Origin of the sequence: Thermomonospora sp. CIF 1, assembly GCF_001896795.1 — a bacterium.
Classification (GTDB): domain Bacteria; phylum Actinomycetota; class Actinomycetes; order Streptosporangiales; family Streptosporangiaceae; genus Thermomonospora; species Thermomonospora curvata.
Window position 1 is genome coordinate 1 of record NZ_MOYN02000020.1, and the last position, 25,165, is coordinate 25,165.

24 protein-coding genes are annotated in these 25,165 nt (G+C 71.5%); 13 read left to right on the plus strand and 11 right to left on the minus strand.

All coding sequences use genetic code 11. The annotated features are described in order from the left end of the window. A partial coding sequence (locus BUE48_RS12730; RefSeq protein WP_286989915.1) for a LysR family transcriptional regulator occupies nucleotides 1-818 on the minus strand: 818 nt, incomplete at its 3' end. A gap of 106 nt (nucleotides 819-924) precedes the next feature. Here BUE48_RS12730 and BUE48_RS12735 point away from each other — a divergent pair. Together BUE48_RS12735 and BUE48_RS12740 are read left to right on the plus strand one after the other, a co-directional pair. Next, complete coding sequence (locus BUE48_RS12735; RefSeq protein ID WP_286989916.1) at nucleotides 925-2,442, plus strand: MFS transporter; 1,518 nt, start codon at nucleotides 925-927, stop codon at nucleotides 2,440-2,442. A gap of 146 nt (nucleotides 2,443-2,588) precedes the next feature. Then, nucleotides 2,589-4,082, plus strand: a complete 1,494-nt coding sequence (locus BUE48_RS12740) for a CocE/NonD family hydrolase (RefSeq protein WP_286989918.1) — start codon at nucleotides 2,589-2,591, stop codon at nucleotides 4,080-4,082. 52 nt (nucleotides 4,083-4,134) lie between these two features. Here BUE48_RS12740 and BUE48_RS12745 read toward each other — a convergent pair whose 3' ends face one another. After that, nucleotides 4,135-5,001, minus strand: coding sequence for an amidohydrolase family protein (locus BUE48_RS12745; protein ID WP_012852917.1), 867 nt, complete (start codon nucleotides 4,999-5,001; stop codon nucleotides 4,135-4,137). A 180-nt stretch (nucleotides 5,002-5,181) separates the two neighbouring features. Then, a complete protein-coding gene (locus BUE48_RS12750; RefSeq protein WP_286989920.1) occupies nucleotides 5,182-5,319 on the minus strand; it encodes a hypothetical protein in 138 nt (45 codons plus the stop codon). Between the two features lie 17 nt (nucleotides 5,320-5,336). On the opposite strand from BUE48_RS12750, the gene BUE48_RS12755 reads away from it, so the two are divergent. After that, nucleotides 5,337-5,495, plus strand: coding sequence for a hypothetical protein (locus BUE48_RS12755; protein WP_012852918.1), 159 nt, complete (start codon nucleotides 5,337-5,339; stop codon nucleotides 5,493-5,495). A 105-nt stretch (nucleotides 5,496-5,600) separates the two neighbouring features. Continuing rightward, the gene (locus BUE48_RS12760) at nucleotides 5,601-6,401 is read left to right on the plus strand and encodes a TylF/MycF/NovP-related O-methyltransferase (RefSeq protein ID WP_148233009.1); all 801 of its coding nucleotides are present in this window, start codon (nucleotides 5,601-5,603) and stop codon (nucleotides 6,399-6,401) included. Between the two features lie 350 nt (nucleotides 6,402-6,751). On the opposite strand, the gene BUE48_RS12765 is transcribed toward BUE48_RS12760, so the two are convergent. Both BUE48_RS12765 and BUE48_RS12770 read right to left on the minus strand, forming a co-directional pair. Beyond that, the gene (locus tag BUE48_RS12765; protein ID WP_286989922.1) at nucleotides 6,752-7,615 is read right to left on the minus strand and encodes a class I SAM-dependent methyltransferase; all 864 of its coding nucleotides are present in this window, start codon (nucleotides 7,613-7,615) and stop codon (nucleotides 6,752-6,754) included. 77 nt (nucleotides 7,616-7,692) lie between these two features. Next, nucleotides 7,693-8,442 carry an SDR family oxidoreductase gene (locus BUE48_RS12770; RefSeq protein WP_012852921.1) on the minus strand — a complete coding sequence of 250 codons (750 nt, stop codon included), beginning with the start codon at nucleotides 8,440-8,442 and terminating at the stop codon, nucleotides 7,693-7,695. 130 nt (nucleotides 8,443-8,572) lie between these two features. Here BUE48_RS12770 and BUE48_RS12775 point away from each other — a divergent pair, with 130 nt between their 5' ends. From BUE48_RS12775 to BUE48_RS12800, 6 genes are all read left to right on the plus strand, one after another. Beyond that, nucleotides 8,573-10,051: an aldehyde dehydrogenase gene (locus tag BUE48_RS12775; protein ID WP_012852922.1), complete on the plus strand. Its 1,479-nt coding sequence runs from the start codon at nucleotides 8,573-8,575 to the stop codon at nucleotides 10,049-10,051. Between the two features lie 255 nt (nucleotides 10,052-10,306). Next, nucleotides 10,307-11,494, plus strand: coding sequence for a cytochrome P450 (locus BUE48_RS12780; RefSeq protein WP_012852924.1), 1,188 nt, complete (start codon nucleotides 10,307-10,309; stop codon nucleotides 11,492-11,494). Nucleotides 11,495-11,543: 49 nt separating this feature from the next. Then, complete coding sequence (locus tag BUE48_RS12785; protein WP_012852925.1) at nucleotides 11,544-12,749, plus strand: cytochrome P450; 1,206 nt, start codon at nucleotides 11,544-11,546, stop codon at nucleotides 12,747-12,749. Continuing rightward, nucleotides 12,749-13,828 (plus strand): TIGR03857 family LLM class F420-dependent oxidoreductase, encoded by a 1,080-nt coding sequence (locus BUE48_RS12790; protein ID WP_286989923.1) that lies wholly within the window; start codon nucleotides 12,749-12,751, stop codon nucleotides 13,826-13,828. Before BUE48_RS12785 ends, BUE48_RS12790 begins: the two co-directional genes overlap by 1 nt. Continuing rightward, the gene (locus BUE48_RS12795; protein ID WP_012852927.1) at nucleotides 13,825-14,865 is read left to right on the plus strand and encodes a phosphotransferase family protein; all 1,041 of its coding nucleotides are present in this window, start codon (nucleotides 13,825-13,827) and stop codon (nucleotides 14,863-14,865) included. Before BUE48_RS12790 ends, BUE48_RS12795 begins: the two co-directional genes overlap by 4 nt. Before the next feature lie 447 nt (nucleotides 14,866-15,312). Continuing rightward, on the plus strand, nucleotides 15,313-15,642 hold the full coding sequence (locus BUE48_RS12800; protein ID WP_286989925.1) for a hypothetical protein: 330 nt from the start codon (nucleotides 15,313-15,315) through the stop codon (nucleotides 15,640-15,642). 55 nt (nucleotides 15,643-15,697) lie between these two features. On the opposite strand, the gene BUE48_RS12805 is transcribed toward BUE48_RS12800, so the two are convergent. Beyond that, on the minus strand, nucleotides 15,698-16,465 hold the full coding sequence (locus tag BUE48_RS12805) for an enoyl-CoA hydratase/isomerase family protein (protein WP_286989927.1): 768 nt from the start codon (nucleotides 16,463-16,465) through the stop codon (nucleotides 15,698-15,700). 211 nt (nucleotides 16,466-16,676) lie between these two features. On the opposite strand from BUE48_RS12805, the gene BUE48_RS12810 reads away from it, so the two are divergent. Continuing rightward, the gene (locus tag BUE48_RS12810; RefSeq protein ID WP_286989929.1) at nucleotides 16,677-16,847 is read left to right on the plus strand and encodes a hypothetical protein; all 171 of its coding nucleotides are present in this window, start codon (nucleotides 16,677-16,679) and stop codon (nucleotides 16,845-16,847) included. Here the strand turns inward: BUE48_RS12810 and BUE48_RS12815 are convergent. The 3 genes from BUE48_RS12815 to BUE48_RS12825 all read right to left on the minus strand — a co-directional run bounded on the left by BUE48_RS12815 (nucleotide 16,844) and on the right by BUE48_RS12825 (nucleotide 20,319). After that, on the minus strand, nucleotides 16,844-17,821 hold the full coding sequence (locus BUE48_RS12815; RefSeq protein WP_041439646.1) for a lysylphosphatidylglycerol synthase domain-containing protein: 978 nt from the start codon (nucleotides 17,819-17,821) through the stop codon (nucleotides 16,844-16,846). The genes BUE48_RS12810 and BUE48_RS12815 overlap by 4 nt on opposite strands. Before the next feature lie 417 nt (nucleotides 17,822-18,238). After that, a complete protein-coding gene (locus BUE48_RS12820; RefSeq protein ID WP_012852930.1) occupies nucleotides 18,239-19,411 on the minus strand; it encodes an acyl-CoA dehydrogenase in 1,173 nt (390 codons plus the stop codon). A gap of 590 nt (nucleotides 19,412-20,001) precedes the next feature. After that, nucleotides 20,002-20,319 carry a hypothetical protein gene (locus BUE48_RS12825; RefSeq protein WP_041439649.1) on the minus strand — a complete coding sequence of 106 codons (318 nt, stop codon included), beginning with the start codon at nucleotides 20,317-20,319 and terminating at the stop codon, nucleotides 20,002-20,004. 209 nt (nucleotides 20,320-20,528) lie between these two features. Here BUE48_RS12825 and BUE48_RS12830 point away from each other — a divergent pair, with 209 nt between their 5' ends. Further along, entirely contained in the window at nucleotides 20,529-22,034 is a 1,506-nt protein-coding gene (locus BUE48_RS12830; protein WP_012852931.1) for a FadR/GntR family transcriptional regulator, read from the plus strand. Between the two features lie 61 nt (nucleotides 22,035-22,095). On the opposite strand, the gene BUE48_RS12835 is transcribed toward BUE48_RS12830, so the two are convergent. Continuing rightward, nucleotides 22,096-22,920: an acyl-CoA thioesterase gene (locus BUE48_RS12835; RefSeq protein WP_286989933.1), complete on the minus strand. Its 825-nt coding sequence runs from the start codon at nucleotides 22,918-22,920 to the stop codon at nucleotides 22,096-22,098. Nucleotides 22,921-23,626: 706 nt separating this feature from the next. Next, nucleotides 23,627-23,929, minus strand: coding sequence for a hypothetical protein (locus BUE48_RS12840; RefSeq protein WP_286989934.1), 303 nt, complete (start codon nucleotides 23,927-23,929; stop codon nucleotides 23,627-23,629). Nucleotides 23,930-24,397: 468 nt separating this feature from the next. On the opposite strand from BUE48_RS12840, the gene BUE48_RS12845 reads away from it, so the two are divergent. After that, the gene (locus BUE48_RS12845; protein WP_286989935.1) at nucleotides 24,398-24,865 is read left to right on the plus strand and encodes a hotdog family protein; all 468 of its coding nucleotides are present in this window, start codon (nucleotides 24,398-24,400) and stop codon (nucleotides 24,863-24,865) included. Nucleotides 24,866-25,165 lie beyond the last annotated feature (300 nt).

The following is a 25,165-nucleotide window of genomic DNA, read 5'->3' on the forward strand; positions in this document are numbered from 1 at the left end:
ACCACGGCGACCTCGGTGGGCGGGGCGTCCTCGATCGGGATGAACGTGATGTCGGGGCGGGCGTAGTAGCGCTCCACGGAGGCGGCGACCGGGGAGATGCCCTGGCCGGCCGCGATGAGTGCGAGCAGTTCCTGGAAGGTGGCCACCGACTGTCCGCGGGGGATGGGCCGGCCGCTGGGCGTCTTGGGGGGCACGTGGAAGTCCCACCAGTACCGCGGTGCCGGCCCGGTCACGCCGAAGACCGTGCCGCGGGCCAGGTCCTCCAGGCGGACGCTCCGGCGGCGGGCGAACGGATGGCGGGCGGGGACGGCCAGGACGCGCGGCTCCGCCAGCACCACGGGCCCCACCGTCAGGTCGGGCTCCTCGACCGGCAGGCGGGTCAGCAGCACATCGACCTCCCCGTCGCGGAGGGGGCCGAGCGGGTCGGCGAAGTGCGTCTCCCGCATCCGGATCTCGCAGCCGGGATGCCGGGACCGGAACGTGTCCATGATCTTTTGGGTGAGCTCGCCGGCGCCCGAGCCGAGGAATCCCACGCGGAGGAGGCCCTCGACCCCCTTCGCCTCTGCGATGGCCCGCTTCACCGCCGCGTCCATCCGCCGGACGAGCGGCTCCAGCTCGGCATGGAGTCTCGCGCCCAGCGGGGTGAGGCTCACCCGGCGGCTGGTGCGTTCGAACAGCGGCGCGCCGATCTTGCGTTCCAGTTTCCCGATGATCTGGCTGACCCGGGCCTGGGACAGCCGCAGACGCTCGGCGGTGCGTCCGAAGTGCAGCTCTTCGGCCAGCACCAGGAAACTGTCGATCTCGTGCCGCTCCAGCATCGATAACTCTCGCTTATCCGCTGTGATCCGCTTCGCCATTGTTCCGGCCCGCCGCAGGGACGACGGTGCTGAGGGTCCGAAGCAGCGGAAAGGAAGCGGACTCAAGATGAGCTCACCGACCGAGGTCCCGGCGGAAAGGGGCATCGAGCAGAACGCGGCCGGCGGCGAGCCGCTCCCCGGGCCGGGGACGGAACGGATCCGCGGGCAGAGCCTGTGGGCACTGCTGGTGGCCATGGCCGGCACCTTCATGGCGATCATGGACTCGTTCATCGTGAACGTGGCGGTGCCGTCCGTCCAGGCCTCGCTGAACGCCACGTTCGCGCAGGTCGAGCTGGCCGTCAGCGGCTATGTGCTGGTGTATGGGCTGCTGCTGGTCACCGGCGGCCGCCTGGGCGACCTGTTCGGCGCCCGGAGGCTGTTTTTGACCGGGACGGCCGTCTTCACGCTGGCCTCGCTGGCCGCCGGGCTCGCCGGCGGCCCGGCGGCGCTGATCGCCTTCCGGGCGCTGCAGGCCGTGGGGGCGGCGATGTTCTACCCGCAAGTGCTGGCCCTCCTGCAGACGTCTTTCACCGGACGGGCCCGTGCCATCGCGTTCGCCGTCTTCGGCGCCACCATCGGGCTGGCCTCCATCGCCGGCCAGGTGATCGGCGGGCTGCTGATCCACCTGGATCTGTTCGGGCTGGGCTGGCGCAACGTGTTCCTGGTCAACGTCCCGCTCGGGCTGCTCACCCTGGCCGGCGCCGCCCGTGTCCTCCCCGCCGGACGCGCCGCCGGGCGGAGGGCGCGCCTGGATCCGGCCGGTGTCGCGCTGCTGAGCACCGCGCTGCTCCTGCTGTCGGTGCCGCTCACGTTCGGCCATCAGGCCGGCTGGCCGGCCTGGACCCGGATCTCGCTGATCGCCGCGGCGCCGGCCGCCGTCGCCTTCCTGGCCTGGGAGCGCGCTCTGGCCGCGCGCGGCGGTGACCCGCTGGTCGATCCCGCGCTGTTTCGGCGGCGGGCGTTCGCCGCCGGCAACGCGCTCGCGGTGGTCTTCTTCGCGGGCAACGCGGGCCTGTTCTTCGTTCTGACGCTGCAGCTGCAGAACGGTATGGGGCATTCGCCGATCGCCGCCGGCCTGACCTTCCTCCCGCTCGCGGCGGCCTTCGCGCTGGCCTCACTGCTGGGGCCGCGTCTGGAGGCCCGGATCGGCCATCACGTGCTCACCGTCGGGTACGCCGCCAACGCCGCGGGCACCCTGGCCCTGCTGCTCACCGCCTGGAGCGCCGGGAGCGGCCTGACCGGCCGGCTCCTGTTGCCGGCGCTGGCCGTGATCGGCTTCGGCGAAGGGCTCGGGGTCAGCCTCCTGATCGGCACCGCGCTGCGCGGCGTGCCGGCCGAGGACGCCGGTGCGGCCGGCGGGGTGCTCGAGACGGCCGTGCAGATCGGCATGTCGCTCGGCGTCACCGTCCTCGGCCTGGTCTTCTCCGCCGCGCTCGGCGGCGATCACGAGGCCGCCGCGGACCCGAACGTCCATGCCGGGGCCTTCACCGTCGCGCTGGCCGGCAACCTGGTGCTCGCCCTGGCGGCGCTGGCCCTGCTGCCTGCGCTCGTGCGCAAACGGCGGGTCGCCGCGCGCGGTCACTGAGCGTTGGGCGTGCGCGGGAGCCCGGCATCCACCACCCGCCCCGTATCTACCGCCGTGCGACCTATGTCACACTAAATGCGCCTATTGATCAGTAACTAGGTACTTGCAGAGATCGGAGTGCCGGGTTGAGTGGATTCCGCAAAGCGATGTCGCTGCTCGGGACGGGGACGGTGCTGGGGGCGCTCATGGTCGGCGCGCCCGCACCGGCCTCGGCCGCCGAGGGGTACTCCTACCGGGAGGTGACGATCCCCGGGGCGGGCGGGGTGAAGCTGGACGGGAACGTGTTCGTCCCCAAGGGCAAGGGGCCGCACCCGGCGATCGTGTTCATCTCCAGCTGGTCGCTGGAGGACCACGAGTACATCGCACAGGCGGTGAAGTTCGCCGAGCGCGGTTACATCGTGCTCAGCTACACCGCCCGGGGGTTCTTCAACTCCGGCGGCGGGATCGATGTGGCCGGGCCGCTGGACATCGCCGACGGGTCCAAGGCCATCGACTGGCTGATCGCGAACACGCCGGTGGACCGGCGGCGCATCGGCTTCGGCGGGATCTCCTACGGGTCGGGGATCAGCCTGATGCTGGCGAGCAAGGACCCGCGGGTGTCGGCGGTCGTCGCGATGGACACCTGGGGCGACATGGTGGAGTCGCTGTATGCCGGGCAGACCCGGCACTCCCAGATCTACTACCTGCTGTTCGCCTCGGGACGGCTGACGGGGCGCTACAGTCCGCAGACCGCCCGCGTCATGGCCGACTACGAGGCCAACCGCAACATCCCGCAGGTCATCCGGTGGGGCAAGGAGCGCTCCCCCCGCACCTACCTGCAGGGCATCAACAAGCGCAAGGTGCCGGTCTACATCCTCAACGCCTACGGGGAGAGCCTCTTCCCGCCCAACCAGCTGCTGGACTACTTCGGCCGCCTGAAGGGCCCCAAGCGGCTGCGCCTGGGCATCGGGGACCACGCCTCCACCAGCCTCACCGGCGTCCTGGGGCTGCCGAACGCCGGCTGGCGGGACGCCCACCGCTGGTTCGACCGCCACCTGCGCGGAGTCCGCAACGGCATCGACAAGGAACCCTCGCTCCACTCCGAGGTCGCCTGGAGCCGCAAGGTCGAACGCGCCCGCTCCTGGGAGTCCTACCGCCGCGCCCCGGTGACCACCGCCCTGGCCAAGCGCTCCTTCCGGGCCGGTCAGGACACCGTGGCCAACGGCGGCATCGCCCTGCTCAGCGGTGGCGGGCAGACCTTCGGCGTGCCCATCACCGCCCCCACCAAGCGCATCTCCCGCCGCGACGCCGCGGTGTGGACGCTGCCGGCCCGCAAGAAGACCGTCCGCCTGCGCGGCATCCCCCGCCTGCAGGCGTCCGTCACCCCCAGCGGCAAGAGCGTCACCCTCATCGCCTACCTGTACGACGTGGACGCCAAGGGCACCGGACGGCTCATCACCCACAACGCGACGACCCTGCGCTCATCCAAGCCGGGCCGCACCCACCGCCTCTCCCTGCCGTTGCAGGCCACCGCCTACGACGTCCCGCGCGGCCACCGCATCATGCTGGTCGTCGACACCAAGGACCCCCTGTACTGGGACGCCACCGTCCCCGGCACGGTCAAGATGACCAACGCCCGCCTGACCCTGCCGGCCGGCTGACCGCCCGGGCGGGAGGCCGTCCCCCGCGGGGCGGCCTCCCGCCCGGGTGACTTCAGGTGAGCTTGAGGATGCGGGCGGCGTTGTCGTACAGGAACTTCGGCCACACCGAGTCTTTGAAGGGGACGGCGGGCAGCTCGCGCATGATGCGGTCCAGCGTCAGGCCCATGGGGAAGTAGCCGGCGTAAAGGACCTTGTCGGCGCCGCGGGTGTTGGCGTAGTCGATGATCTCGCGCGGGTAGTGCTTGGGGGCGAAGGCGCTGGTGGAGTAGTGCAGGCCCGGCCACTTGAGCATGAGCTTGACGGCCAGGTCGGTCCAGGGCTCGCAGCCGTGGCGGGTGACGAGGGTCAGCTCGGGGAAGTCGTACATGACCTCGTCCAGGTACTCCACCTTCTGCGGTTCCATCCGCACCCGGGGGCCGGGCACCCCGGCGCACACGAAGATGGGCAGGTCCAGCTCCACGCACTTGGCGTAGATCGGGTACATCTTCTTGTCGTTGATGGCGACCTGCGGGAACGTCCCGGCGGGGAAGACGTCCACGGCGCGGATGCCGTACTCGGCGTGCATGGCGACGATCTCGCGGACGGCGTCCATGCCCTTGTTGGGATCGACGCTCAGGCAGCCGACGAACCGGTCGGGGTGCTCGCGCACCGCGCGTCTGCCCTCTTCGCTGCGGAGGCCGACCAGGCCGACGGCGATGCCGTGTTTGTCCATCTCCGCCAGCGTCACCGCGACCGGGTCCTCTTGCAGTCCCTCGTGGTCGGGAATGTCCTTGAACATGTAGCCGGCCGGCATCTTCAGCCGTTCCCTGGACTCGGCGTCCTTGGTCTGCCGGGTGATGTGGGCGTAGGCCTGCTTCGGGTCCCGCATCGGGAACCCGATCATCGTGTCGATGATCGGCTGCCCCTCGGGGATGGGCATGTGATCACTCCCCCTCGGCTCGTCGGGTGATCAGTTCCCGGAACGGTACGTCACGGCCGGGCGATCGTTCTCGGGGCAGTCCCAAGATCCATTCAGCGATGGCGAGGCGCCGGGTTTCGCCGGTGCCGCGGCCGCTGCCGCCAGGCACCGCGCTCGAGGGCGTCAGGCCGGCCAGCAGGCTCAAGAGCATTCGATGGCCAGGGCGAGCCCGGCGGCGGCCCGGGCGCGGCGGGCCATGAGCAGCCTCATGATCGAACCTTCGGGGCCGGGCGGCCGTCCCCGGTTCAGCGCGGCCCGCAGCCCCAGGACGCACAGCACCTCGCGAGGGTGTGCACGTGGGCCAGGCGCCGCTGAGCACCGCGCCCGGCAACGACCTGCACCGCCACCTGGCCGACGAGGCGCATGCGATGGAGCTCGGCTCGCACAGCCCCGGATTCCGGGAGGACATGGGCGCCTTCGCCGAGCGCCGCTCCCCCGGCCTCGGCGGCCGGTGAGTCCGGCCGGGCGGGGCGCCGGCAAACAGACCAGGAACAAGATCCGGACGTGCCTTTACTCCTCCGTCCCCGTGCGACGGGCCTTCCCCGTGATGTCATGTGGAGGTGAGCGGATGGAGGAGGCGGACGAACCGGATACTGGCCTCGGTCACCGGATACCGGCTGACCAAGGCCGCGGCTCCGCAGCGGCCTCCGAAGGCGGAGAAGAAGCGTCCGAAGGCCGGAAAAGACAAGTTCCCGGCCGACTTCGATGAGGACTACCGCGCCATCATCAAAGCCGTCCGCCCGTACACGATGACGGGCAACGCCAAGCTGCACGCCCTGATCACCGCGACCCGCTACATCCACGACCATGCGGTGCCCGGCGCGATCGTCGAGTGCGGGGTGTGGCGGGGCGGCAGCATGCACGCCGTGGCGCGGACGCTGGACATGGCCGGCGACCACTCCCGGGACCTGTACCTGTTCGACACCTTCGAGGGCATGCCTCCGCCGTCCGGGCACGACCTGCGGCACGACGGCCGCTCCGCCGCCCACCTGCTGGCCGCCTCCGACCGCACCGCCGGCGTGTGGGCCTACGCCTCACTGGAGGACGTCCAGGAGGGGTTCGCCCAGGTGCCCTACCCGGCCGAGCGGATCCACTATGTGCAGGGCCCGGTGGAGGAGACCGTCCCCGCCAAAGCGCCCGAGCAGATCGCGCTGCTGCGGCTGGACACCGACTGGTATGCCTCGACCAAGCACGAGCTGGAGCACCTGTATCCGCGCCTGGTCTCCGGGGGCGTGCTCATCATCGACGACTACGGGTACTGGAAGGGCGCGCGCAAGGCCACCGACGAGTTCCTCGAGCGCACCGGCGAGCGCCTGCTGCTCATCCGCATCGACACCGGCCGGATCGCCGTCAAACCCTGACTCCGGGACGTCCCTCGGCCCCGGCTGCGGCCCGGGAGAGGCTCAGTCCACCGTCCGGCGGGGCTCGCGTTTTCCGGCGAAGACGGCCGGGCCTTCGGTCTGGTCGGGGTGGCCCCACAGCCCGCCGGGCCGGTCCGCCCGCAAGCGTTGAGGATCACCACGCCGAACTTGTCGCGGAAGCGCCAGACCTGGGCGGGGTGATCGAGCGGACGCCCCTGAGCGGCCCCAGCGCAGTCGATGAGAACATCCTGGCCGAACGGGTGCCCGGCCCGTCCAGGGAACCCGGCCCACGGGAGGGCGGGCCGTGGCGGAAGGTCCCCCGCGGCCGGGCGGCCGTCCCGGGCGGTGGGTCACTCCTTGACCGCGAAATGGACGGTTTGCGCGTCCAGCAGGAACACATCGGGGCGGCGGCGCAGTCCCGCCGGGTCGTCGGGATCCAGCAGGCGGTCGAGGGTGGCCAGGTCCTCGGCCGGCAGGTGCTCGGCGGTGGCCTCCCGTTCGCGTTCCAGCATGGCGATCAGGTGGTCGCGGACCTTCGGCGGGACGGGGGCCGGCAGGTCGAGCAGGAAGCTGCGGGTGCCGGCGGGTTTCAGGCCGGCGGCGGCCAGCAGGGCGGGCCAGTCCTCCACCTCGTGCCGGGCATCGGGCAGCGCCGAGCGCATCGCGGCGAACCACTCCTCCCGGGCGGCCTCCAGCCGGGCCTGCAGGCCGGGACGGCCGATGCCGATGTCGCGCGGCAGCCAGCGGGCGGGCAGGCCGCCTTCCAGCAGGACGAGCAGACCGCCGGCGGCCATGGCGCGCGCCGCGGCGGCCAGGGCGGCCTTCTGGTCGCCCACGTGGTGCAGGGAGTGGCCGAACCAGACCACATCGGCCCCCGCCAAGCCGGCGAAGGCGTCGGGGATCTGGCCGAGCAGGGTGCGGACGCGCAGGTCCGCCGCATCAGCGCGCCGCTGCGCGCGTTCCAGCAGCGCCGGGGCGTTGTCGAGGGCGACGACCTCGGCGCGGGGGAAGGCTTCGGCCAGGGCGCAGCTGACCACGCCGGGTCCGCTGCCGGCGTCGATGACCAGGGACGGGTCGGGCATGCGCTCGCGCACGGCGTCGATGATCTGCGCATACAGCGGACGGTAGACCTCGGCGCGGAGTTCGATGGACTCGCCCATGGCGTTCCAGTCGAGGTCCTTGCCGTGGCCGTGGTGGTGAGAGTGATCGCCCATGCCTTTCTTCTCCTCGGCTCGCTCCGTGCGCCGCGCCCTCTGTCAGCGTAGGCGGGCGGGAAGGACGAGGGGGTGTTTCAGAGGCGGACGATGTGGCCGCCGTCGACGGCGATGATCTGGCCGGTCACCCAGCTCGCCTCGTCCGACAGCAGGAACTTCAGCGCGCCCACGTGGTCGGCGGGGGTGCCCATGCGTTTGATCATCAGGCCCTGGACCATGGGGTCGATGAGCTCGGCGGGCACCACCCGGCGGGTGGCGGCGGTGTCGGTGGGGCCGGGGGCGATGGCGTTGACGCGGATGCCCATCCAGCCCAGCTCGGCGGCCAGGTTGACGGTCAGGCTGTTGAGGGCGGCCTTGGCGATGGAGTAGAAGCCGCCGGCCATCCAGGCGGCGGTGGAGGACTGGTTGACGATCGCGCCGCCGCCGCGTTCGCGCATCGCCTTGTGAACGGCGCGGGTGCAGTGCAGCGCGCCGTCCATGTTGACCGCCATGAAGCGGCGGTAGTAGCCCAGGTCCACCTTCATCAGGGACTCGATCTGCATGCCGCCGTAGATGGCGGCGTTGTTGACCAGGTAGTCGATGCCCCCGTACGCGGCGACGGCGGCGTCGGCCATGGCCTGGGCGCTGGCGGGGTCGGCCACGTCCACGACGACGGCACGGGCGGTGCCGCCGGTGGCGGCGATCTCCTTGGCGACCCGCTCGGCCTGCTCGCCGTTGAGGTCGGCGACCACGACCTTGGCGCCCTCGGCGGCCAGGGCCTTGGCGTACGCCTCGCCTATGCCTTGACCCGCGCCGGTGACGATGGCGACTCTGTCTGCGAAGCGCATCGACGCCTCCTCGGTGGCCGGGACGGACCCGCACTCTCGCGCCATTGGCGGCCCTGAATTTTGCCGATAATATATATCATTAAGTTTTCAAATCGGGCCGGCGGTGCCGCGTCGACCGGAAGGGGCCGCGATGGCGGACGGGCAGGCAGACATCGCGCGCGAAGAGCGGATGCTGATCGGCGGACGGCTGGTGGAGGCCCGCGACGGAGGCGTCTTCCCCAACGTCAACCCCGCCACCGAGGAGGAGATCGGCGTCACCGCCGACGGCACCGCCGCCGACATGGACGCCGCGATCGCCGCCGCCCGCCGCGCCTTCGACGAAACCGACTGGCCGCGCGATGTGCGCTTTCGCGTCCACTGCCTGCGCCAGCTGCAGCAGGCGCTGACCAAGCACGCCGAACGGCTGCGCGCCACCATCGTCGCCGAGGCCGGCTCACCGGTGACGCTGACCCACGGCGCCCAGCTCGACTCCCCCATCGAAGGGCTCGGCTGGGTCGCCGACCTGGCCGAAAACTACGCGTGGACCACCGACCTGGGGGTCGCCGAGCCGTACGGCATCCGCTCGCGCCGGCTGCTGCGGCGCGAGCCGATCGGCGTGGTCGGGGCGATCACGCCGTGGAACTTCCCCATGCAGATCAACCTCGCCAAGATCGGTCCCGCCCTGGCCGCCGGCAACACCGTGGTGCTCAAGCCCGCCCCCGACACCCCGTGGACGGCCACGCTGCTGGGCCGGCTGGCCGCCGAGGAGACCGACCTGCCGCCGGGGGTGCTCAACGTGGTGCCCTCCTCCCGGCACGAGCTGGGCGCCCTGCTGGCCGAGGACCCGCGGGTGGACATGATCTCCTTCACCGGCTCCACCGCGGTGGGCCGCTCGGTGATGGCCGCCGGAGCCGCCACCATCAAGAAGGTCTTCCTGGAGCTGGGCGGCAAGTCGGCGCTGCTGGCGCTGGACGACGCCGACATGCGCGCGGTGGTCGGCAACGCCGCCTTCCAGATCACCACCCACGCCGGGCAGGGCTGCGCCATCCTCACCCGGCTGGTGCTGCCGCGCTCCCGCTACGCCGAGGGCCTGGAGATGCTGGTGGAGACGCTGCGCGAGTGGCCCTATGGCGACCCGGCCGACCCGGGCACCCTCATGGGGCCGCTGATCAACGAGCGGCAGCGGGAGCGGGTGCTGGGCTACATCGACAAGGGCGTCGCCGAGGGCGCCCGCCTGGTGCTCGGCGGCGGCGTCCCCAAGCACCTGCCCACCGGCTACTACGTGGAGCCGACCGTGCTGGCGGAGGTGGACGAGAACGCCACCGTCGCCCAGGAGGAGATCTTCGGCCCGGTGCTGTGCGTGCTGGCGCACGACGGGGACGACGATGCGGTGCGGATCGCCAACAACTCCCGCTACGGCCTGTCGGGCATGGTGATCAGCGCCTCGGCCGAGCGCGCCCGCGCGGTCGCCGACCGGGTCCGCACCGGGACGATCTCGGTCAACGGCGGCCTGTTCTACGGGCCCGACGTCCCCTTCGGCGGCTACCGGCAAAGCGGGGTGGGCCGGGAGAGCGGCGTGGCCGGGTTCGAGGAGTACCTGGAGATCAAGGCCATCGCCGAGCGCCTCTGACCGGCCCTGGGGCTGCGGAAAGGCCGGGTACCCGATGAACAGCAGATCTCTGGCGGGCGGGCGGCCGGTGACCGCCGGGGCCGCCGCCGGCATCGGCCGCCCGCTCCCCGGAGTGATCGCCACCGCGGCCGGCCCGCCCCGGCGCCGGGTTCGGCCACCTCGCCCTGCGCTCGCCGTCCCCGGCCACCGGCCCCTTCGACAGCCCCCCGGGTCTGCCGCCGGCGCAGGCCGCCACCCCCGAGCAAGGAGCCGCCCATGGTTGAGTACAACCCGTTCAACCGGGAGATCGTGCACAACCCCTTCCCCGTCTATAAACGGCTGCGCGATGAGGCGCCCGTCTACCACAACCCCGAGATCGGGTTCTGGGCGTTGTCGCGCTATGAGGACGTCATCGCCGCCCACCTGGACACCGACACCTTCTCCAGCGCGCACGGCGTCACCATCGAGGGCGTCGACCGGGGCGCCCCGTTCCTGATCGTCAAGGACCCGCCCGAGCACACCCTGCACCGCAAGATCGTGGCGCGGATGTTCACCCCCCGCCGCATCGCCCGGCTGGAGCCGTTCGTGCGCGCCACCGCCGCCGAGCTGCTGGACCGGGTGCGCGATGCCGACCGGTTCGACCTGGTGCAGGACTTCTCCTTCCGGCTGCCGCTGGAGGTCATCAGCGAGCTGATCGGCATCCCGGTGTCGCTGCGCGAACGCGTCCACGAGCTCAGCGACCGGATCGCCGCGCGCACCGAGGAGGGCACCCCCGAGGACGCCTACCGGGCCGGCGCCGAGCTGTGGGAGCTGCTGGCCGGGCTGGTCCGGGAACGCCGCCGCGACCCCGGCGACGACGTGATCACGCTGCTGATGAACACCCAGGTGGAGGACGAGGACGGCCGGATGCGCTCGCTGAGCGATGAGGAGCTGGCCTTCCGTTTCCTGGAGCTGGCCTTCGCCGGGCACGAGACGGTCGCCAAGCTCATCCCCAACGGCGCCATCGCCTTGACCTGGTACCCCGACCAGCGCCGCGAGCTGGTGGCCGACCCGTCACTGATCCCCAACGCGGTGGAGGAGATGCTGCGCTGGGATCCGCCCTCGCACTACCAGGGCCGCTGGACCACGCGCGAGGTGGAGCTGCACGGCGTCACCATCCCGGCCGACCAGCGCGTCATCCTCCTGACCGGGTCGGCCGTCCACGACGAGCGCAAATACCCCGAGCCGGAGCTGTTCGACATCCACCGCGACATCGACCGGCACGTCAGCTTCGGCTTCGGCCGCCACCTGTGCCTGGGCGCCTCCCTGGCCCGGCTGGAGACCCGGGTGGCCTTCGAGGAGCTGCTCAAGCGGTTCCCCGACTTCGGCTTCGACGAAAGCGGCGTGCAGCGGCACTACTCCAGCAACGTCCGCGGGCTGTCCAGCCTGCCGCTGGTCATCGAACGGACCGCGGCGACCGTGTGAGCCCGCCCATCCCCCATTCCACCCCCCGTCCGGGAAGGGAGCACCGGCGATGCCCGACCACCCCGTCAACGACGCCATCAACCTGCTCAGCGGGGAGTTCTGGGGCCGCAACCCGCACGAGGAGCTGCGCTGGATGCGCCAGAACGCCCCCGTCTACTACGACGAGAACTCCGGGGTCTGGGGGATCTCCAAGTACGCCGACCTGAAGATGATCTCCCGGACCCCGCAGGTGTTCTCCAACGCCCACGGCATCCGCCCCGACGCCCCGGCCATGGCGATGATGATCGACATGGACGACCCGGCGCACAAACTGCGGCGCAAGCTGGTCAGCGCCGGGTTCACCCGGCGCCGGGTGGCCGCCCAGGAGGGCTATCTGCGGCGGGTGTGCGATGAGATCATCGACGGGGTGTGCGAGCGCGGCGAGTGCGACTTCGTCGCCGACATCGCCGCCCAGCTGCCGCTGATCGTGATCGGCGACGCCCTCGGCTTCGCCCCCGAGGACCGGCCGCTGCTGCTGAAGTGGTCCGACGACATGGTGCGGGCGCTGACCGGGGGCGATGACCCGCGGCTGCTGACCGACGCCGCCGAGGCGTTCGCGGGGTTCACCGAGTACGCCGCGCGCGCCATCGAGCAGCGCCGCACCGACCCGCGCGATGACCTGCTGAGCGTGCTGGTCCACGCCGAGGTGGACGGCGAGCGGCTGGACCGCGACTCGCTGGTGCACGAGGCGCTGCTGATTCTCATCGGCGGGGACGAGACCACCCGGCACGTCATTTCCGGCGGAATGTACCAGTTGTGCATCCATCCCGATCAGCGCCGCAAATTGCTCGACGATCCCGGGAAGATCCCCGCGGCGGTGGAGGAAATGTGCCGATGGGTTTCCCCCGTCAAGAACATGAACCGCACCGCCACCCGTGACTTCGAGTTGCGCGGCCAGCTCATCCGAGAGGGCGACAAGGTGCTGCTGCTGTACCCGTCGGCCAATCGGGACGAGGAGGTCTTCGACGACCCGTTCCGTTTCGATATCGAACGCTCTCCCAACGACCACATCGCCTTCGGCAACGGCCCGCATTTTTGCCTGGGCAACAGCCTGGCCCGCCTGGAGATGAAGGTGATGTTCGAGCAGCTGCTGGCGCGGCTGCCCGACATCGAGCCGGTGGAGGAGGGCGAACCGCCCCACCGGCCGGCCAACTTCGTCTCCGGTTATGAGACCTTCAAGGTCCGTTTCACCCCCTCCCCCCGAATGGCGGCTTGATGGACGTCCTTCCCGAACTTGGTTTCTACGGCCTGGCCGGTCACACCTCCACCCCGCGCGACCTGCTGGACCAGGTCCGCGACGGAGAACGGCTGGGGCTGGGCGCGGTGTTCTTGTCCGAGCGTTTCACCACCAAAGAGGCGGCCACTTTGTCGGGGGCGGCCGGGGCGGTCAGCGAGCGGATCGGCATCGCCACCGCGGCCACCAACCACAACACCCGCCACCCGCTGCTGACCGCCACGTTCGCCACCACCATGCACCGCCTGACCGGCGGGCGGTTCGCCCTGGGCCTGGGACGCGGTTTCGACCTGCTGTTCGATGTGATGGGGCTGCCGCGCATCACCACGGCCCAGCTGGAGGACTTCATCGGGATCATGCGGCGGCTGTGGCGGGGCGAGGCGGTGGCCGGCCACGACGGGCCGGCGGGCCGCTTCCCCTACCTGCGCCAGGACCCGTCCTTCGACGAGGACATCCCGATCATGCTGGCCGCCATCGGGGAGCGGACGCTGGAGTTCGCCGGGTCGGTGGCCGACGGGGTGGTGCTGCACACCTTCTTCACCGACGAGACGCTGGCCCGGTCGGTGGCGGCGGTGCGGCGCGGCGCCGAAAAGGCCGGCCGGGACCCCGAGTCGGTGCGGGTCTGGTCGGTGCTGGCCACCGTCGGCGACCACCTGGATGAGGAGGCGCGGCTGCGCAAGCTGGTCGGACGGCTGGCGACCTACCTGCAGGGCTACGGGGACCTGCTGGTACGGGTCAACGGCTGGGACCCGCGGGTGCTGGAACGGTTCCGGGCCGATGAGCTGGTGCGCGGCTTCCCCGGCGCCTTCGATGCGATCGCCACCACCGAGCAGCTGGAGCACGTGGCCACGCTGCTGCCCGAGGAATGGCTGGCCGCCTCGGCGACCGGCAGTCCCGAAAACTGCGCCGAGCGCGTGGTGGAGCAGTTCTCGGCGGGCGCCGACGGCGTCATCCTGCACGGCGTCACCCCCGCCGAGGCAGAGCCGGTGGTGGCGGCCTACCGCAAGATCCGCCCGGCCGGCATGCCGTCCGGCCCCGACCTGAACCCTGGACGACGATGAACGCACACGTGCCCTCCGGCCCCGACGAGCTGACCCCCGAATGGCTGAGCCGGGCGCTGGGCGCCGAGGTGACCTCGGTGTCCTGGGAGCGGGTCGGCTCCGGGCAGATCGGCGCCTGCTACCGGCTCACCCTGAAAGGCGAGGAGAAGGTCCCGGCGCGCCTGGTCGCCAAGATGGCCTCCGAGGACCCCACCACCCGGGCGTTCCTGGCCTCCGCCTACCGCACCGAGGTGCTGTTCTACCGGGATGTGGTCCCGACCGTGGCGGTGCGCACCCCCCGCTGCCACTACCAGGCGATCGCCGACGACAACTCCGCGTTCGTGTTGCTGCTGGAGGACATGGCCCCCGCCGAGCAGGGCGACCAGCTGGCCGGGTGCACCCCGCAGCAGGCCGCCGCGGCCGTGACCAACCTGGCCGGGCTGCACGGGCCGCGCTGGTGCGACAAGACCCTGACGGAGATCCCGTGGCTGAGCGTCGTCACCGAAGACGACGCCGCCGTCCTCACCGAGGTCTTCGCCCCCGCGGTGGACGCCTTCGTCCAGCGCTTCACCGGCCGGCTATCGGATGAGGACATCGACACGCTGCGCCGCGTCGCCGACCGCATCGCCGCCTGGGCGGTGGCCCGCCCCGAGCGGTTCGGCCTGGTGCACGGCGACTACCGGCTGGACAACCTGCTGTTTGCTCCCCCGCCGCAGCAGACGGTGACGGCGGTGGACTGGCAGACGCTCAGCATCGGCCACCCGGTGCGCGACCTGTCCTTCTTCCTGGGCACCGCCATGGATCCCGCCGAACGCTCCGCGCACGAGCGCGCCCTGGTGGAGACCTACCACACCGCTTTGACCGGTTACGGGGTGGACGACTACGACCTGCAGTCCTGCTGGGAGGACTACCGGTTCGGCGCGCTGCAAGGCCCCCTGATCACGGTGCTGGGCTGCGCGGTCGGCACCCCCACCGAGCGCGGTGACCGGATGTTCTTGGCCATGACCCGCCGTTCCTGCGCCGCGATCCGCGAGCTGGGCTCCCTGGAACTCATCTGAGCCCGGAGACCGCATGTTCCACTGCCAGAACCCGGAGTTATGAGCGGCGCGACGCCGTCGCCCGGGTGACGCCCAACGCGATCGACCTGCAGACGATGGAGGAGATCGCTAACTGCCGGCAGGCGCTGCGCGACGACGACAGCGTCCGCCTCGTCGTGCTGACCGGCGCCGGGGAGAAAGCCTTCACGGACCGCAACGCCACCTCCCTGGCGCACCCCGCTGCGCCTGGGCGACCGCCTGCCGCCCAAGACCGCCGGCGACCTGCGGAAGCCGGTGATCGCCGCGGTCGACGACATGGCCTGCGACAGGGCGTTCTACCTGGTGGGGGGAGGCGGAGTTCATCATCTCCGCCGAGCACGCCACCTTCTTCAAGCCGCACAACGCCTGAGGCATGTCGGCGGTGCTGGAGCCGATGCCGCAGCGGATGCCGCCGGCAAGGTCATGCGCATGACGCTGATGGGTTCCCACGAACGCCTCAGCGCCCACCGCGCCCGCGAGATCGGCCTGGTCCAGGAAGTGGTCCCCGCCGCCGAGCCGCACCAGGCCGCCACCGCCATGCGCAACGACGCCGAGTGCATCCTGCTGTGGGCGATCCCCTCCCGGAAGGAGTGGGCCGAGGTCGAACGGGACGAGGCCGCGAGGCGTTCCCGGCTGCTGAACCGGGCCGCTCCGCTGATCCGCGACCGGCGGTGCATCCTCCTGGCCGGCTCTCCGCTGTGCCCGTTCCGCACCGGCCGCCTGCCCCCGTGCGAGGACCGCGCCGACTGGTCCGGCTGACCTCCGGTCCTTGGGACGGGGAGTGCTCCGGGCGGGAACGGCGTGTTGAAAAGGCTCAGTCCAGGCGGGACAGTACGTTGTCGGCGGCCGAGGCGTCGCGCAGCAGGGCGTCGAAGGCGGCGCTCTCGCGTTCCATGGCGCGGCGGACGCCGTCGCGGTGGGCCTCGGTGACCAGGCGTTTGGTGGCCAGCAGGGAGCGCAGCGGCTTGGCGGCGATCTGCCGGGCCAGCTCGTGCGCGGTATCCAGCAGGGTGTCCGGGGGGCAGGTGCGCAGGGCCAGGCCCGAGGCGACGGCCTCCTCGGCGGTGATCCACTCGCCGGCCAGCAGGGCCAGGGCGGCCCGCTGGTGGCCCATGCGCAGCGGCAGCAGGTAGCTGCTGCCGGCCTCCGGGGCGACGCCCATGGTGGTGAAGGGGGCCAGCAGACGGGCGCCTTCGGCCAGCAGCACCAGGTCGCAGTGGGCCAGGATGGTCAGCCCCAGCCCCACGCCGGTGCCGTTGACGGCGGCCACCAGCGGTTTGGGGAAGTCCACCAGGACGTCCATCAAGGTGGTGAAGCCCTTGCCGGCGTCCCCGACCGGCTCGCCGGCGGCGTGGGCGCGGGCGATGTCGGCCATCTCCTTCAGGTCGGTGCCGGCGGTGAAGGTGCGGCCGGTGCCGGTCAGCAGCACCACCGAGATCTGATCGTCGGTGGCGGCCTCGGTCAGGGCGTCGGCGACCGCCAGGTAGAGGGTCTCGTTGAAGGCGTTGGCCGCCTCGGGCCGGTTGAAGACCAAGGTGCGCACCCGCTCCCGGTCTTCGATCCGCAGCACGTCGTTCGTCATGATCGATCCCTTCTGGTGCTGCCGCGCCCTTGGCGGTGACCGTAATCAATATTATATTTTTTACTCACCAGTAACACTGCTGGCAACAGGGCGGATATGCGACCTGCCCGGCCGTCGTCCTCGCCGCGCCCGAGGCCGACGGCCGGGGCACCAGAACCCGCGGCACACGGACCGCCAGGGGCCGGACTTCGCCGGGCAGACGCACTGGACCTTGATCCTGGAGGAGCCGACCCCGGCGGGAGAAACAGCGGGTGGTTTTCCGCAGTGGGCCGCCGGCCGGCCGGGGAACGACCTGGAAACGGTCATCGGCAACGTCACCGAGCTGTCGATGGCCCTGCCCACCACGACCTTGCGCCGGCCGAGCCGCAAGGCGCGCTCCTAAGAGCCCCGCCCGCCGACGGCGGCGACGGTGAGCAGGCCGATGGGGACGGGCGCCCAATGCGTGACGGCGCGGAAGATCAGCACGCCCGACATCGCGCCCGCGGTCTCCACGCCGGTGGCGGCCAGCAGGGCCACCAGGGCCGCTTCGGTGGAGCCGAGCCCGCCGGGGCCCGGGACGGCGCCTCCCACGGCGGCGCCGATCATGTAGACCACGATCAGGGTGCTGAACCGGCTCCAGGAGGCGGTGCCGGGGACCGCCAGCACGCTGAGCGCGAACGCCACGCCCATGACCAGCGTGGTGGCGGCGGAGGCGACCAGCATGACCGCCAGATCCCGGGGGCGCCGCAGCAGCTGCGCCCCGGCGGCCAGCGGGCCGCGCAGCCACTCCCCCAGCCTCCCCCGCAACGCCCAGGCCGCCACCGCACCACAGGCCACGGCGACGGCCGCCACGGCCAGGAACGGGCCGGCCTTGCCGCGCAGCCACTCCCCCACTTGCGCCGACAGCACACCGCCGCCGGTGCCCACCGCGATCGGGGTCACCACGGCGAACAGCGCCAGGTCGGCGAGCGCGCCGCCGATCTGCAGCATGCCGGCCAGGGCCAGCGCCCGGGAGGCCGGGACGCCCCGGCCGGCCAGGTAGCGGGCGTTGACCGCCACGGTGCCCAGCCCGCCCCCGGTGATCCGGTTGGCCGTCGCCGCGGTGAACTGCGCCATCGTCGCCTGCAGCGGGGGCAGCCGCTGACCGGCCGCGCCGCCCAGGGCCACCGCCGCCAGCCAAAAATGCACCGCCACGAGCAGCACCAGCACCGGCACCACCGCCCAGTGCGCATCGGCCAGCGCCGCGACCGCCCCGCGGACCGTGGCGGCGGCCTCGCCGTTGGACAGTCCCCAGTACGTCCCCGCCGCCAGCAGCACCCCGGCCGCCGCCCATCCGACGCCCCGGCCCGGCCATGGCCGGATGCCGTGGCGGGTCACGGTGGGGCCGTGGCCGGAGGACCTCTCCGCGGGTCGATGACCGGCTGGGATGACATCCTGCACCATCGTTTTCCCCTCGACGACCGAGCTGTGGGCTTTCGGCCCCGGCGTGCTTGAAAAGGCCCAATGCCAGCAAACCCTTTCCCGTCGTCGGAAACAGTGGTGCGGCCTTGCCAATCGGGGGTGGGGCCAGCACCACCATCTCGGGTACAGCCACCGTCACCCGGCCGGTGCCCGCTGCGTGAGCGGTGAATCCTCATCGGCGGGCGGTGTTCACGTCCACCCTGCCGTGTCCGGGTCGTGTTCATACGGCCATGCTCGCCGGAGCGGCTCGACCGTCGCCGGAAGAGACGGGCATGCATGCCGAAGGCCCGGCCGCTGCAGGTCCGCGGCCGGGCCTTCGGGTTTCGTCCGCTGCTACTTCTTCAGCAGTTGGCGGGCCATCACCATCCGCTGAATCTGATTCGTCCCCTCATAAATCTGCGTGATCTTCGCATCCCGCATCATCCGCTCCACCGGGAAATCCCGCGTATACCCATACCCACCCAGCAACTGCACCGCATCCGTGGTCACCTTCATCGCCACATCCGACGCCAAACACTTACACGCCGAGGACACAAAGGTCAGATCCGGCACACTCTCCCCACGCATCACCCGCTCAGACTTGACCGCCGCATGATAAGTCAACTGCCGCGCCGCCTCGATCTGCATCGCCATATCGGCCAGCATGAACTGCACACCCTGAAAATCAGCGACCGGCCGGCCGAACTGACGACGCTCCTTCACATACCCCAGCGCATAATCCAACGCCCCCTGCGCAATCCCCAACGCCTGGGCGGCAATGGTGATCCGCGTGTGATCCAACGTCGCCAACGCCGTCTTGAACCCGGTGCCCTCCGCCCCGATCATCCGCTCGGCCGGCACCCGCACATCCTCCAAGATCACCTGACGGGTGGGCGACCCCTTGATCCCCAGCTTGCGCTCCGGCGGCCCGAACGACACCCCCTCATCGTCCTTGTCCACCACGAACGCCGAAATCCCCCGCGCCCCCTTACCCGGATCGGTGACCGCCATCACCGTGTAGTACTGCGACACCCCCGCATTGGTGATCCACATCTTCACCCCGTTGAGCACCCAGGCATCCCCATCACGCACCGCCCGGGTCTTCATCGAGGCCGCATCCGACCCGGCCTCCGGCTCCGACAGCGCATAGGAGAACATCGCCTCCCCCCGCGCCACCGGCGCCAGATACCGCCGCTTCAGCTCCTCAGAACCGGCCAGCAGCAACGGCATCGTGCCCAGCTTGTTGACCGCCGGGATCAACGACGAAGAGGCGCACACCCGCGCCACCTCCTCGATCACGATCACCGTGGCCAGCGCATCGGCCCCGGCACCCCCATAAGCCTCCGGGATGTGCACCGCATGCAACTCCGCCGCCACCAGCGCATCCAACGCCTCCTGCGGAAAGGCGCCGCTCTCATCCACCTGCGCGGCATACGGAGCGATCTTGGTCTCAGCCAGCTCACGCACCGTCCGCCGCAGCAACTCATGCTCCTCCGACGGGGCGTACGCGGGAAAATCGGCACTCATCCTCAGACTCCTTCGGCTGCTCGTCGCATCGTCCATCCCACGGCCCGCCCGGCACCGCCCGCCTCGGAGAACACCCGCCGGCCTGCTCCAGGGCACGGACACCAGTCGATTGGCCATCCGATATTAGGATGTCAAATTAATTTGCACGGATGCCCTGGTCAAGCCGGTGGACCGCCGGCCCCTCAGGCCCGGTGATCGCACGGCCGCCGCGCCACCCGCCGGCCGTGTTTCCCATCGGCCGCGAGAGCAATGAGCGGTGGGCTCCTTTCCCGAAAGTCCGCCGCCGTGCAGCGGCCTCACGACGGATGACCAGGGCGAGACGGCTCGTGCGCGCCGGACCGCGCCAGGTCGCTTCCCCGGGAGGTGCAGGCTACGACCAGGCCGAGACGACGGGTTGCAAGTACAGGGCGGGTCTTGGGCCACTGTGTGACGATACGCCTCTGGCGAGGTTCGCCGCTCTTCGGCACCGCCGTGCGGGGCATAACGCTCGTTGGGGAGGCGTCCTTGGATCTGTGGCGTCGGTCACCGGAACGGCCGAAGGCTGTGCGCCCCCGGTGTCCGGGCGGCGCAGGGTGCGCCGTCGTAGCAGGTCACAGGATGGCGATCGCGCGCTCCGGGCAGGAGCCGACGGCGGCGCGTGGTGGCAAAGCACGGGTTTTCGCTCGCGGCGCGGTGCTCGGCCTCGACACCGTGGCCGCCTTCAACATCAGCCGCCCGGCCGCCGCGCGCATGAACGTCAACGAACCCGAGGACGGCGAGCGCGGTGTCATCATCAACACTTCCTCCATCGCCGCCTTCGAGTCCAGATCGGGCAGGTCGCCCGCACCGCGGCCAAAACCGCCATCGCCGGGATGTGCCTGACCAAGGCCCGTGACCTGGACCCGCTGGGCCTCCCAGGTACCGGCCATCGTCGACGACCGGATGCTCAACGGCCGCCGCCTGTACCCGGACGGCGGGCAGCGTCTGGCGCCCAAGCAGCCGCCGGGCATGCCTCCCCCGCCCGGTGACGGAAAAGAGTGTTATCAAAGCCACGGCGACTGCAATCACAGCGGCATGGGGACACGGACGGAAACTACACTGAGGATCCTTTGATCCCTGTGGAGGAGTCGACCGTCCCATGGCGAGAGCCGACGTGAACGCCCCGGTCGCCGACATGGAGGAGCCGGCTGCAGTGCGGGGTCCAGGCGGACGGCGGCACCCCGACGGGGCCCCGGCGGGCAAGCTGGCCGCCCAGATCGCCCGGCGGATCGAAGACGACATCATCCGGCTCGGCTGGCCGGTCGGGCGCAACCTGGGCTCGGAGGCCGAGCTGCGCGAGCGCTACCAGGTGAGCCGGTCGGTGCTGCGCGAGGCGGTGCGGCTGGTGGAGCACCACCGGGTGGCGCGGATGCGCCGCGGCCCAGGCGGCGGCCTGCTGGTGACCGCCCCCGACGCCGGGCCGGCCGGCCACGCCATGGTGATCTACCTGGACTACGTGGGCACCAGCGTCGATGACCTGATGGACGCCCGGCTGCTGCTGGAGCCGCCGGCGGCGGCGCTGGCGGCCGAGCGGCTCACCGAAGACGGCATCGAGCGGCTGCGGCGCGTGCTGCGCGAAGAAGAGGAGCGGCCCGAAGAGCCCGGCGCGTGGCCCCGGGACCGGCTGCACACGCTGCTGGGCGAGCTGTCGGGCAACCCCGCGCTGCACCTGTTCATCGACGTGCTCACCCGGCTGACCGCCCGCTATGCCCACCACTCCCGCCGCATCTCCAACGCGGAGGCCGCACGCGCCAAGGCGGGCTCGCGGCACGAGCACGCCCGTCTGGTCGACGCGGTGGTCTCCGGGGACGCGGGCCTGGCCCAGGCACACCTGACCGAGCACCTGCACCAGATCGCCGACTGGCTGCACCGGCACCGCGCGCCGGAGGGCGCCCCCGCGGTGCCGGCCGAGCCGCGGCCGCCGGGCGGCCCCGGCGCCAAGCTGGCCGAGGTCATCGCCGCCCGCATCCACGACCAGATCGCCGCCGCGGGCTGGCCGGTCGGGCAGGTGCTGGGCTCGGAGACCGACCTGCTGGTCCGCTACGGCATCAGCCGGGCGGTGCTGCGCGAGGCGGTGCGGCTGCTGGAGCACCACCGGGTGGCGCGGATGCGCCGCGGCCCGGGCGGCGGCCTGGTCGTCACCGTCCCCGAGCCGGACGCCGGCATCGACACCATGGCCCTGTACCTGGACTATCAGGGCGTCACCGGTGAGGACCTGCGGGTGGTCCGCGACGCCATCGAGCTGGGCACGCTGCGGCGGGTGACCGCCCGCCACCGCGACCCGCAGGTCGCCGAACGGCTGCACGCCGCGCTGGAGCGCACGGCCGAGTGGCTGGGGCCGGGACGGGCGGGCGCCGACCTGTTCCACACTGAGCTGGCCGAGCTGTCCGGCAACCCGGTGCTGGTGATGTTCCTGCGCACCCTCACCGAGCTGTGGGCCCGGCACACCGCCGCCCAGGAGCAGCCGCCGCCCGGCCTGGAGGCCGCCGCCGAGGTCGAACGGGTCCACCGCCGCATCCTGGAGGCGATCTTGGACGGCGACCAGAGCATGGCCCAGTACCGCATGCGCCGCCACCTGAAGGCGCTGACCGCCTGGTACCACTGAGCGTTCCGCTCCCCGGTCCCGCCCCGCGCAGATCACCCGGCCGGAACCGGGGAGCGGGCCCTCACCGGGAGCGGGGCGCGCGGAACAGGGCCTCTTGAGCGAGGCTGGCGACCAGGACGCCCCTGGCGGTGTGGAGCGTTCCGGTGTACCAGCCGCGGCCGCCCGCCACAGTGTGCGGGACCAGATCCATCAGCACCCATTCGTCCATGCGCACCGGACGGTGGAACCACACCGCGTGGTCCAGGCTGGCCCCCGGCATTTCGGGGCCGTCGCTCTCGATGGCCGCCAGGCCGGTGGAGATGTCCGACAGGTATGTCAGGACGCAGGCGTGCACCAGGTCGTCGTCGGGCAGGGCGTCGGTGCAGCGGGCCCAAAAGCGGGTCGGCCAGCGCGTGGGGCTGGGCCGGGGCGGCAGGCGGCATTCCACCGACTGCAGCCGGGGCAGGGTCGTCGGGGCGAGCCCTTCCGGGGCGGGGGCCTCGGGCGCCGGGTGGACCTGCCGGTCGACGCCGGGCTGGGGCGTATGGAAGGACACCGACATGTTGAAGATGACCTCGCCGCCCTGCAGCGCCACGACCCGCCGGGCCGAGAAGCTGCGTCCGTCCCGGTCGCGTTCGACCCGGAAGATCGTCGGCCGGGCGGCGTCCCCCGCGCGCAGGTAGTAGCCGTGCAGGGAGTGCGGAACCCGCCCTTGGGGCACGGTGCCGCCGGCGGCGCGCAGGGCCTGGGCGGCGACCTGGCCGCCGTAGAGGCGGGGCGGGTCGTCGAACACCGTGGCGGCCCGGTAGAGGTCCCGGTCGATCTCTTCCAGGTCCAGCAGTTCCAGGAGGGACGGGCCGGTCTCCTCGTCCCGGTCGAGGCCCGGAAGAGGATTCAGTGAGCGCATACCCGGACATTAGTGGAGCGGTGTCGGCGGTTTTCAGGCGGCCCCCTCATTGAGTGCCCTTTTCTTGGGGAGGGTGCCGTTCGCATGCGGATGCGGCGGGCTCGGTTCGGGAGGCGGTCCGCCGTCCGGCGGCCGGGCCGGTCACCACCTCACGGCCCGGGCCGGGGGCGTCCGTGATGCGGCCGGCATGGTGGGCACCGCCATCGCCCGGGTGATCGCCTCTGCCGCACGGTCTTCGGCCATGCGGACGGGGAGAACGCCGGCGAGGTGACGAAGCGGCGGCCGCATACAGGTCGGTCAGCGCGTTGGACACGGCCACGATGTAGTAGGGCGGCACTCACATCAACGCCGCCTCGTACTCGCCCGCGGCCATGAACTTCACCGAGTTCAGCACGTACGACACCAGATCGCGGTGCCGTAGCACAGGGCCTGGGGGGCGGAGGTAGTGCCGCCGGTGTAGATCAGTGCCGCCGCGCTCTCGGTCCCGGCGGGCTCCTCTATCGGGCCGCCGACAGCGGTATCCGGGAACTCCTGCAGGGTGCATGCCTTCAGCCCAACCTGCTCCGGCATCCCCAGCCAGCCCCTCGTCGGCGATCGCATGAACGCGCGGGTCGCCTGGCCGGCAGCCCTCCCACGACGACTCGGCCGCCAAGCCCTCGCCGCCATGTCCAGCGGCATCGTCATGTGCACCGCACGCTCCGGTCGGTCATCGCGCAGGCCGGTTTTGGTCCGAGGCCGACGAGGGCTTGGCTGCCTTGAGCGACAGCGACTCGCCGTTGGCGGTCGCCGTGCCCGACTTGGCGCACAGCAACTCCGTCATCGGCCTTCGTGGACGTAGCGCCTGCCGAGGAGGCGCCGTCCTGTTGGGCGGGCCCGCGGCCTGCGCGGGGGCGGCCAGTTCCACACCGCCGTGCTCCCGGCGCCTCGTCCTCGCCGGGAGCGCGCACCAGGAGGTCTTCTTCATGCCGTCGACGGCGCCGGCCACCTGCTGCCCAGGACGCAGCTTCATCGCAGGGTCCTTCACATGCGTGCGGAGGGCATCGGCCGGCGGACGGTTCGCCCACCTGAAACCGATATCGGGCGAAATCCCCCACTATAGGTGCGCTGCGATCAGAACGGGAGAGACGAGCGGCTTCCTTTTCTTAGAGAGGATGCTCATCGTCGTCAATCAAGCACGTTGCGACACCATCTGCCCCATATAGGCAAATCAAGAATCTTCCTGAAGTGCCGCGCAATTCTCAGCAAGACTTGAGAGCGGCCAACCCGAGCACAGCTCCCCTCTCCCCAAAACCAGACATTAAAGGTATAAGAATTTGAGAAGTCGCGGGTGCCGAGCCGACGGCCTTCCCGTCCGCCCGCAGCGGTGCGGGAAGGCCCGGCGTGCGATGCGGAAGTGACACGCGAAGCGGCCGATGAGCCCCGGGACCGCTTGCGGCGGCCCGCACCCGGCCGGAATGGCGCGGCGGAGTTCGGACCGATGATCGAGGCGCTGCGCCTGCTGCGGGAGCAGATCGCCGGCGCCGCGTCCGCGCATCTGCTGGAAGAGAGGACACGCACCTTCAAGGAGCGGGCCGGAGCGCTGGAGCCGTTCACCGTGCAGGAGCGGGACCGGCTCGCCGGAAGACTGCCGGGCCGCTCCGGCCGGGGCCGGGCCCTGACTCCCGCCTTCCACGTGGACGAGCACGGTCCCTCCCACATCCGCGGCCGGTGCACCTTCAGCCGACACCACCTGGGCGGTAACTGGGTCGTGCACGGCGGGGTCATCCCGCTGACGTTCGAGGACGTGCTCGGACGGCCAACGCCGGCGGCGCGCACGGCCCACCTGCGCGTGGACTACCGGCTCCTCACCCCCATCGGGCAGGAGGATCCGGGTGGAGGCCGGGAGCGAGCGGGAGCAGGGACACAAGCACCTGCTGACCGGGCCATGGACCACGGCGCCCCCTGACCGGGGAAGCGAAGGCCCTGTTCGTGGCGCTGCGGCCCGGCCGACCCCGATCCGCCTTCGGTCAGCGTCGGTGAAGCGCGGCGTTCCAGAAGACGCGGATGCCTTCTTGGAAGTCCCGGCCGCGCAGGCTCGGCTCCACGGCGCGGGCCTCGGGGCCGGCTCCGGGTGCGGCCCGACGGCGGCCACGCCGTCCGGTTGTCCGGTGGCGCGGCGGCAGCGGTGCGGCCGGGTTCGTTCGGGCGTCTTCAAGAGCCGGGGCTCGGGCCGGGCGGTGGCGGCCCGCTCGCGCAGTGGGTCGGG

Bases quoted from the DNA above. Each gene is read 5' to 3' on its own strand.
- BUE48_RS12735 (WP_286989916.1), top strand. From the start codon at position 925: ATGAGCTCACCGACCGAGGTCCCGGCGGAAAGGGGCATCGAGCAGAAC.
- BUE48_RS12740 (WP_286989918.1), top strand. From the start codon at position 2,589: ATGTCGCTGCTCGGGACGGGGACGGTGCTGGGGGCGCTCATGGTCGGC.
- BUE48_RS12745 (WP_012852917.1), bottom strand. From the start codon at position 5,001: ATGCCCATCCCCGAGGGGCAGCCGATCATCGACACGATGATCGGGTTC.
- BUE48_RS12765 (WP_286989922.1), bottom strand. From the start codon at position 7,615: ATGGGCGATCACTCTCACCACCACGGCCACGGCAAGGACCTCGACTGG.
- BUE48_RS12770 (WP_012852921.1), bottom strand. From the start codon at position 8,442: ATGCGCTTCGCAGACAGAGTCGCCATCGTCACCGGCGCGGGTCAAGGC.
- BUE48_RS12775 (WP_012852922.1), top strand. From the start codon at position 8,573: ATGGCGGACGGGCAGGCAGACATCGCGCGCGAAGAGCGGATGCTGATC.
- BUE48_RS12780 (WP_012852924.1), top strand. From the start codon at position 10,307: ATGGTTGAGTACAACCCGTTCAACCGGGAGATCGTGCACAACCCCTTC.
- BUE48_RS12785 (WP_012852925.1), top strand. From the start codon at position 11,544: ATGCCCGACCACCCCGTCAACGACGCCATCAACCTGCTCAGCGGGGAG.
- BUE48_RS12790 (WP_286989923.1), top strand. From the start codon at position 12,749: ATGGACGTCCTTCCCGAACTTGGTTTCTACGGCCTGGCCGGTCACACC.
- BUE48_RS12795 (WP_012852927.1), top strand. From the start codon at position 13,825: ATGAACGCACACGTGCCCTCCGGCCCCGACGAGCTGACCCCCGAATGG.
- BUE48_RS12800 (WP_286989925.1), top strand. From the start codon at position 15,313: ATGACGCTGATGGGTTCCCACGAACGCCTCAGCGCCCACCGCGCCCGC.
- BUE48_RS12805 (WP_286989927.1), bottom strand. From the start codon at position 16,465: ATGACGAACGACGTGCTGCGGATCGAAGACCGGGAGCGGGTGCGCACC.
- BUE48_RS12820 (WP_012852930.1), bottom strand. From the start codon at position 19,411: ATGAGTGCCGATTTTCCCGCGTACGCCCCGTCGGAGGAGCATGAGTTG.
- BUE48_RS12825 (WP_041439649.1), bottom strand. From the start codon at position 20,319: ATGGCCGGTACCTGGGAGGCCCAGCGGGTCCAGGTCACGGGCCTTGGT.
- BUE48_RS12830 (WP_012852931.1), top strand. From the start codon at position 20,529: ATGGCGAGAGCCGACGTGAACGCCCCGGTCGCCGACATGGAGGAGCCG.
- BUE48_RS12835 (WP_286989933.1), bottom strand. From the start codon at position 22,920: ATGCGCTCACTGAATCCTCTTCCGGGCCTCGACCGGGACGAGGAGACC.
- BUE48_RS12840 (WP_286989934.1), bottom strand. From the start codon at position 23,929: ATGAAGCTGCGTCCTGGGCAGCAGGTGGCCGGCGCCGTCGACGGCATG.
- BUE48_RS12845 (WP_286989935.1), top strand. From the start codon at position 24,398: ATGATCGAGGCGCTGCGCCTGCTGCGGGAGCAGATCGCCGGCGCCGCG.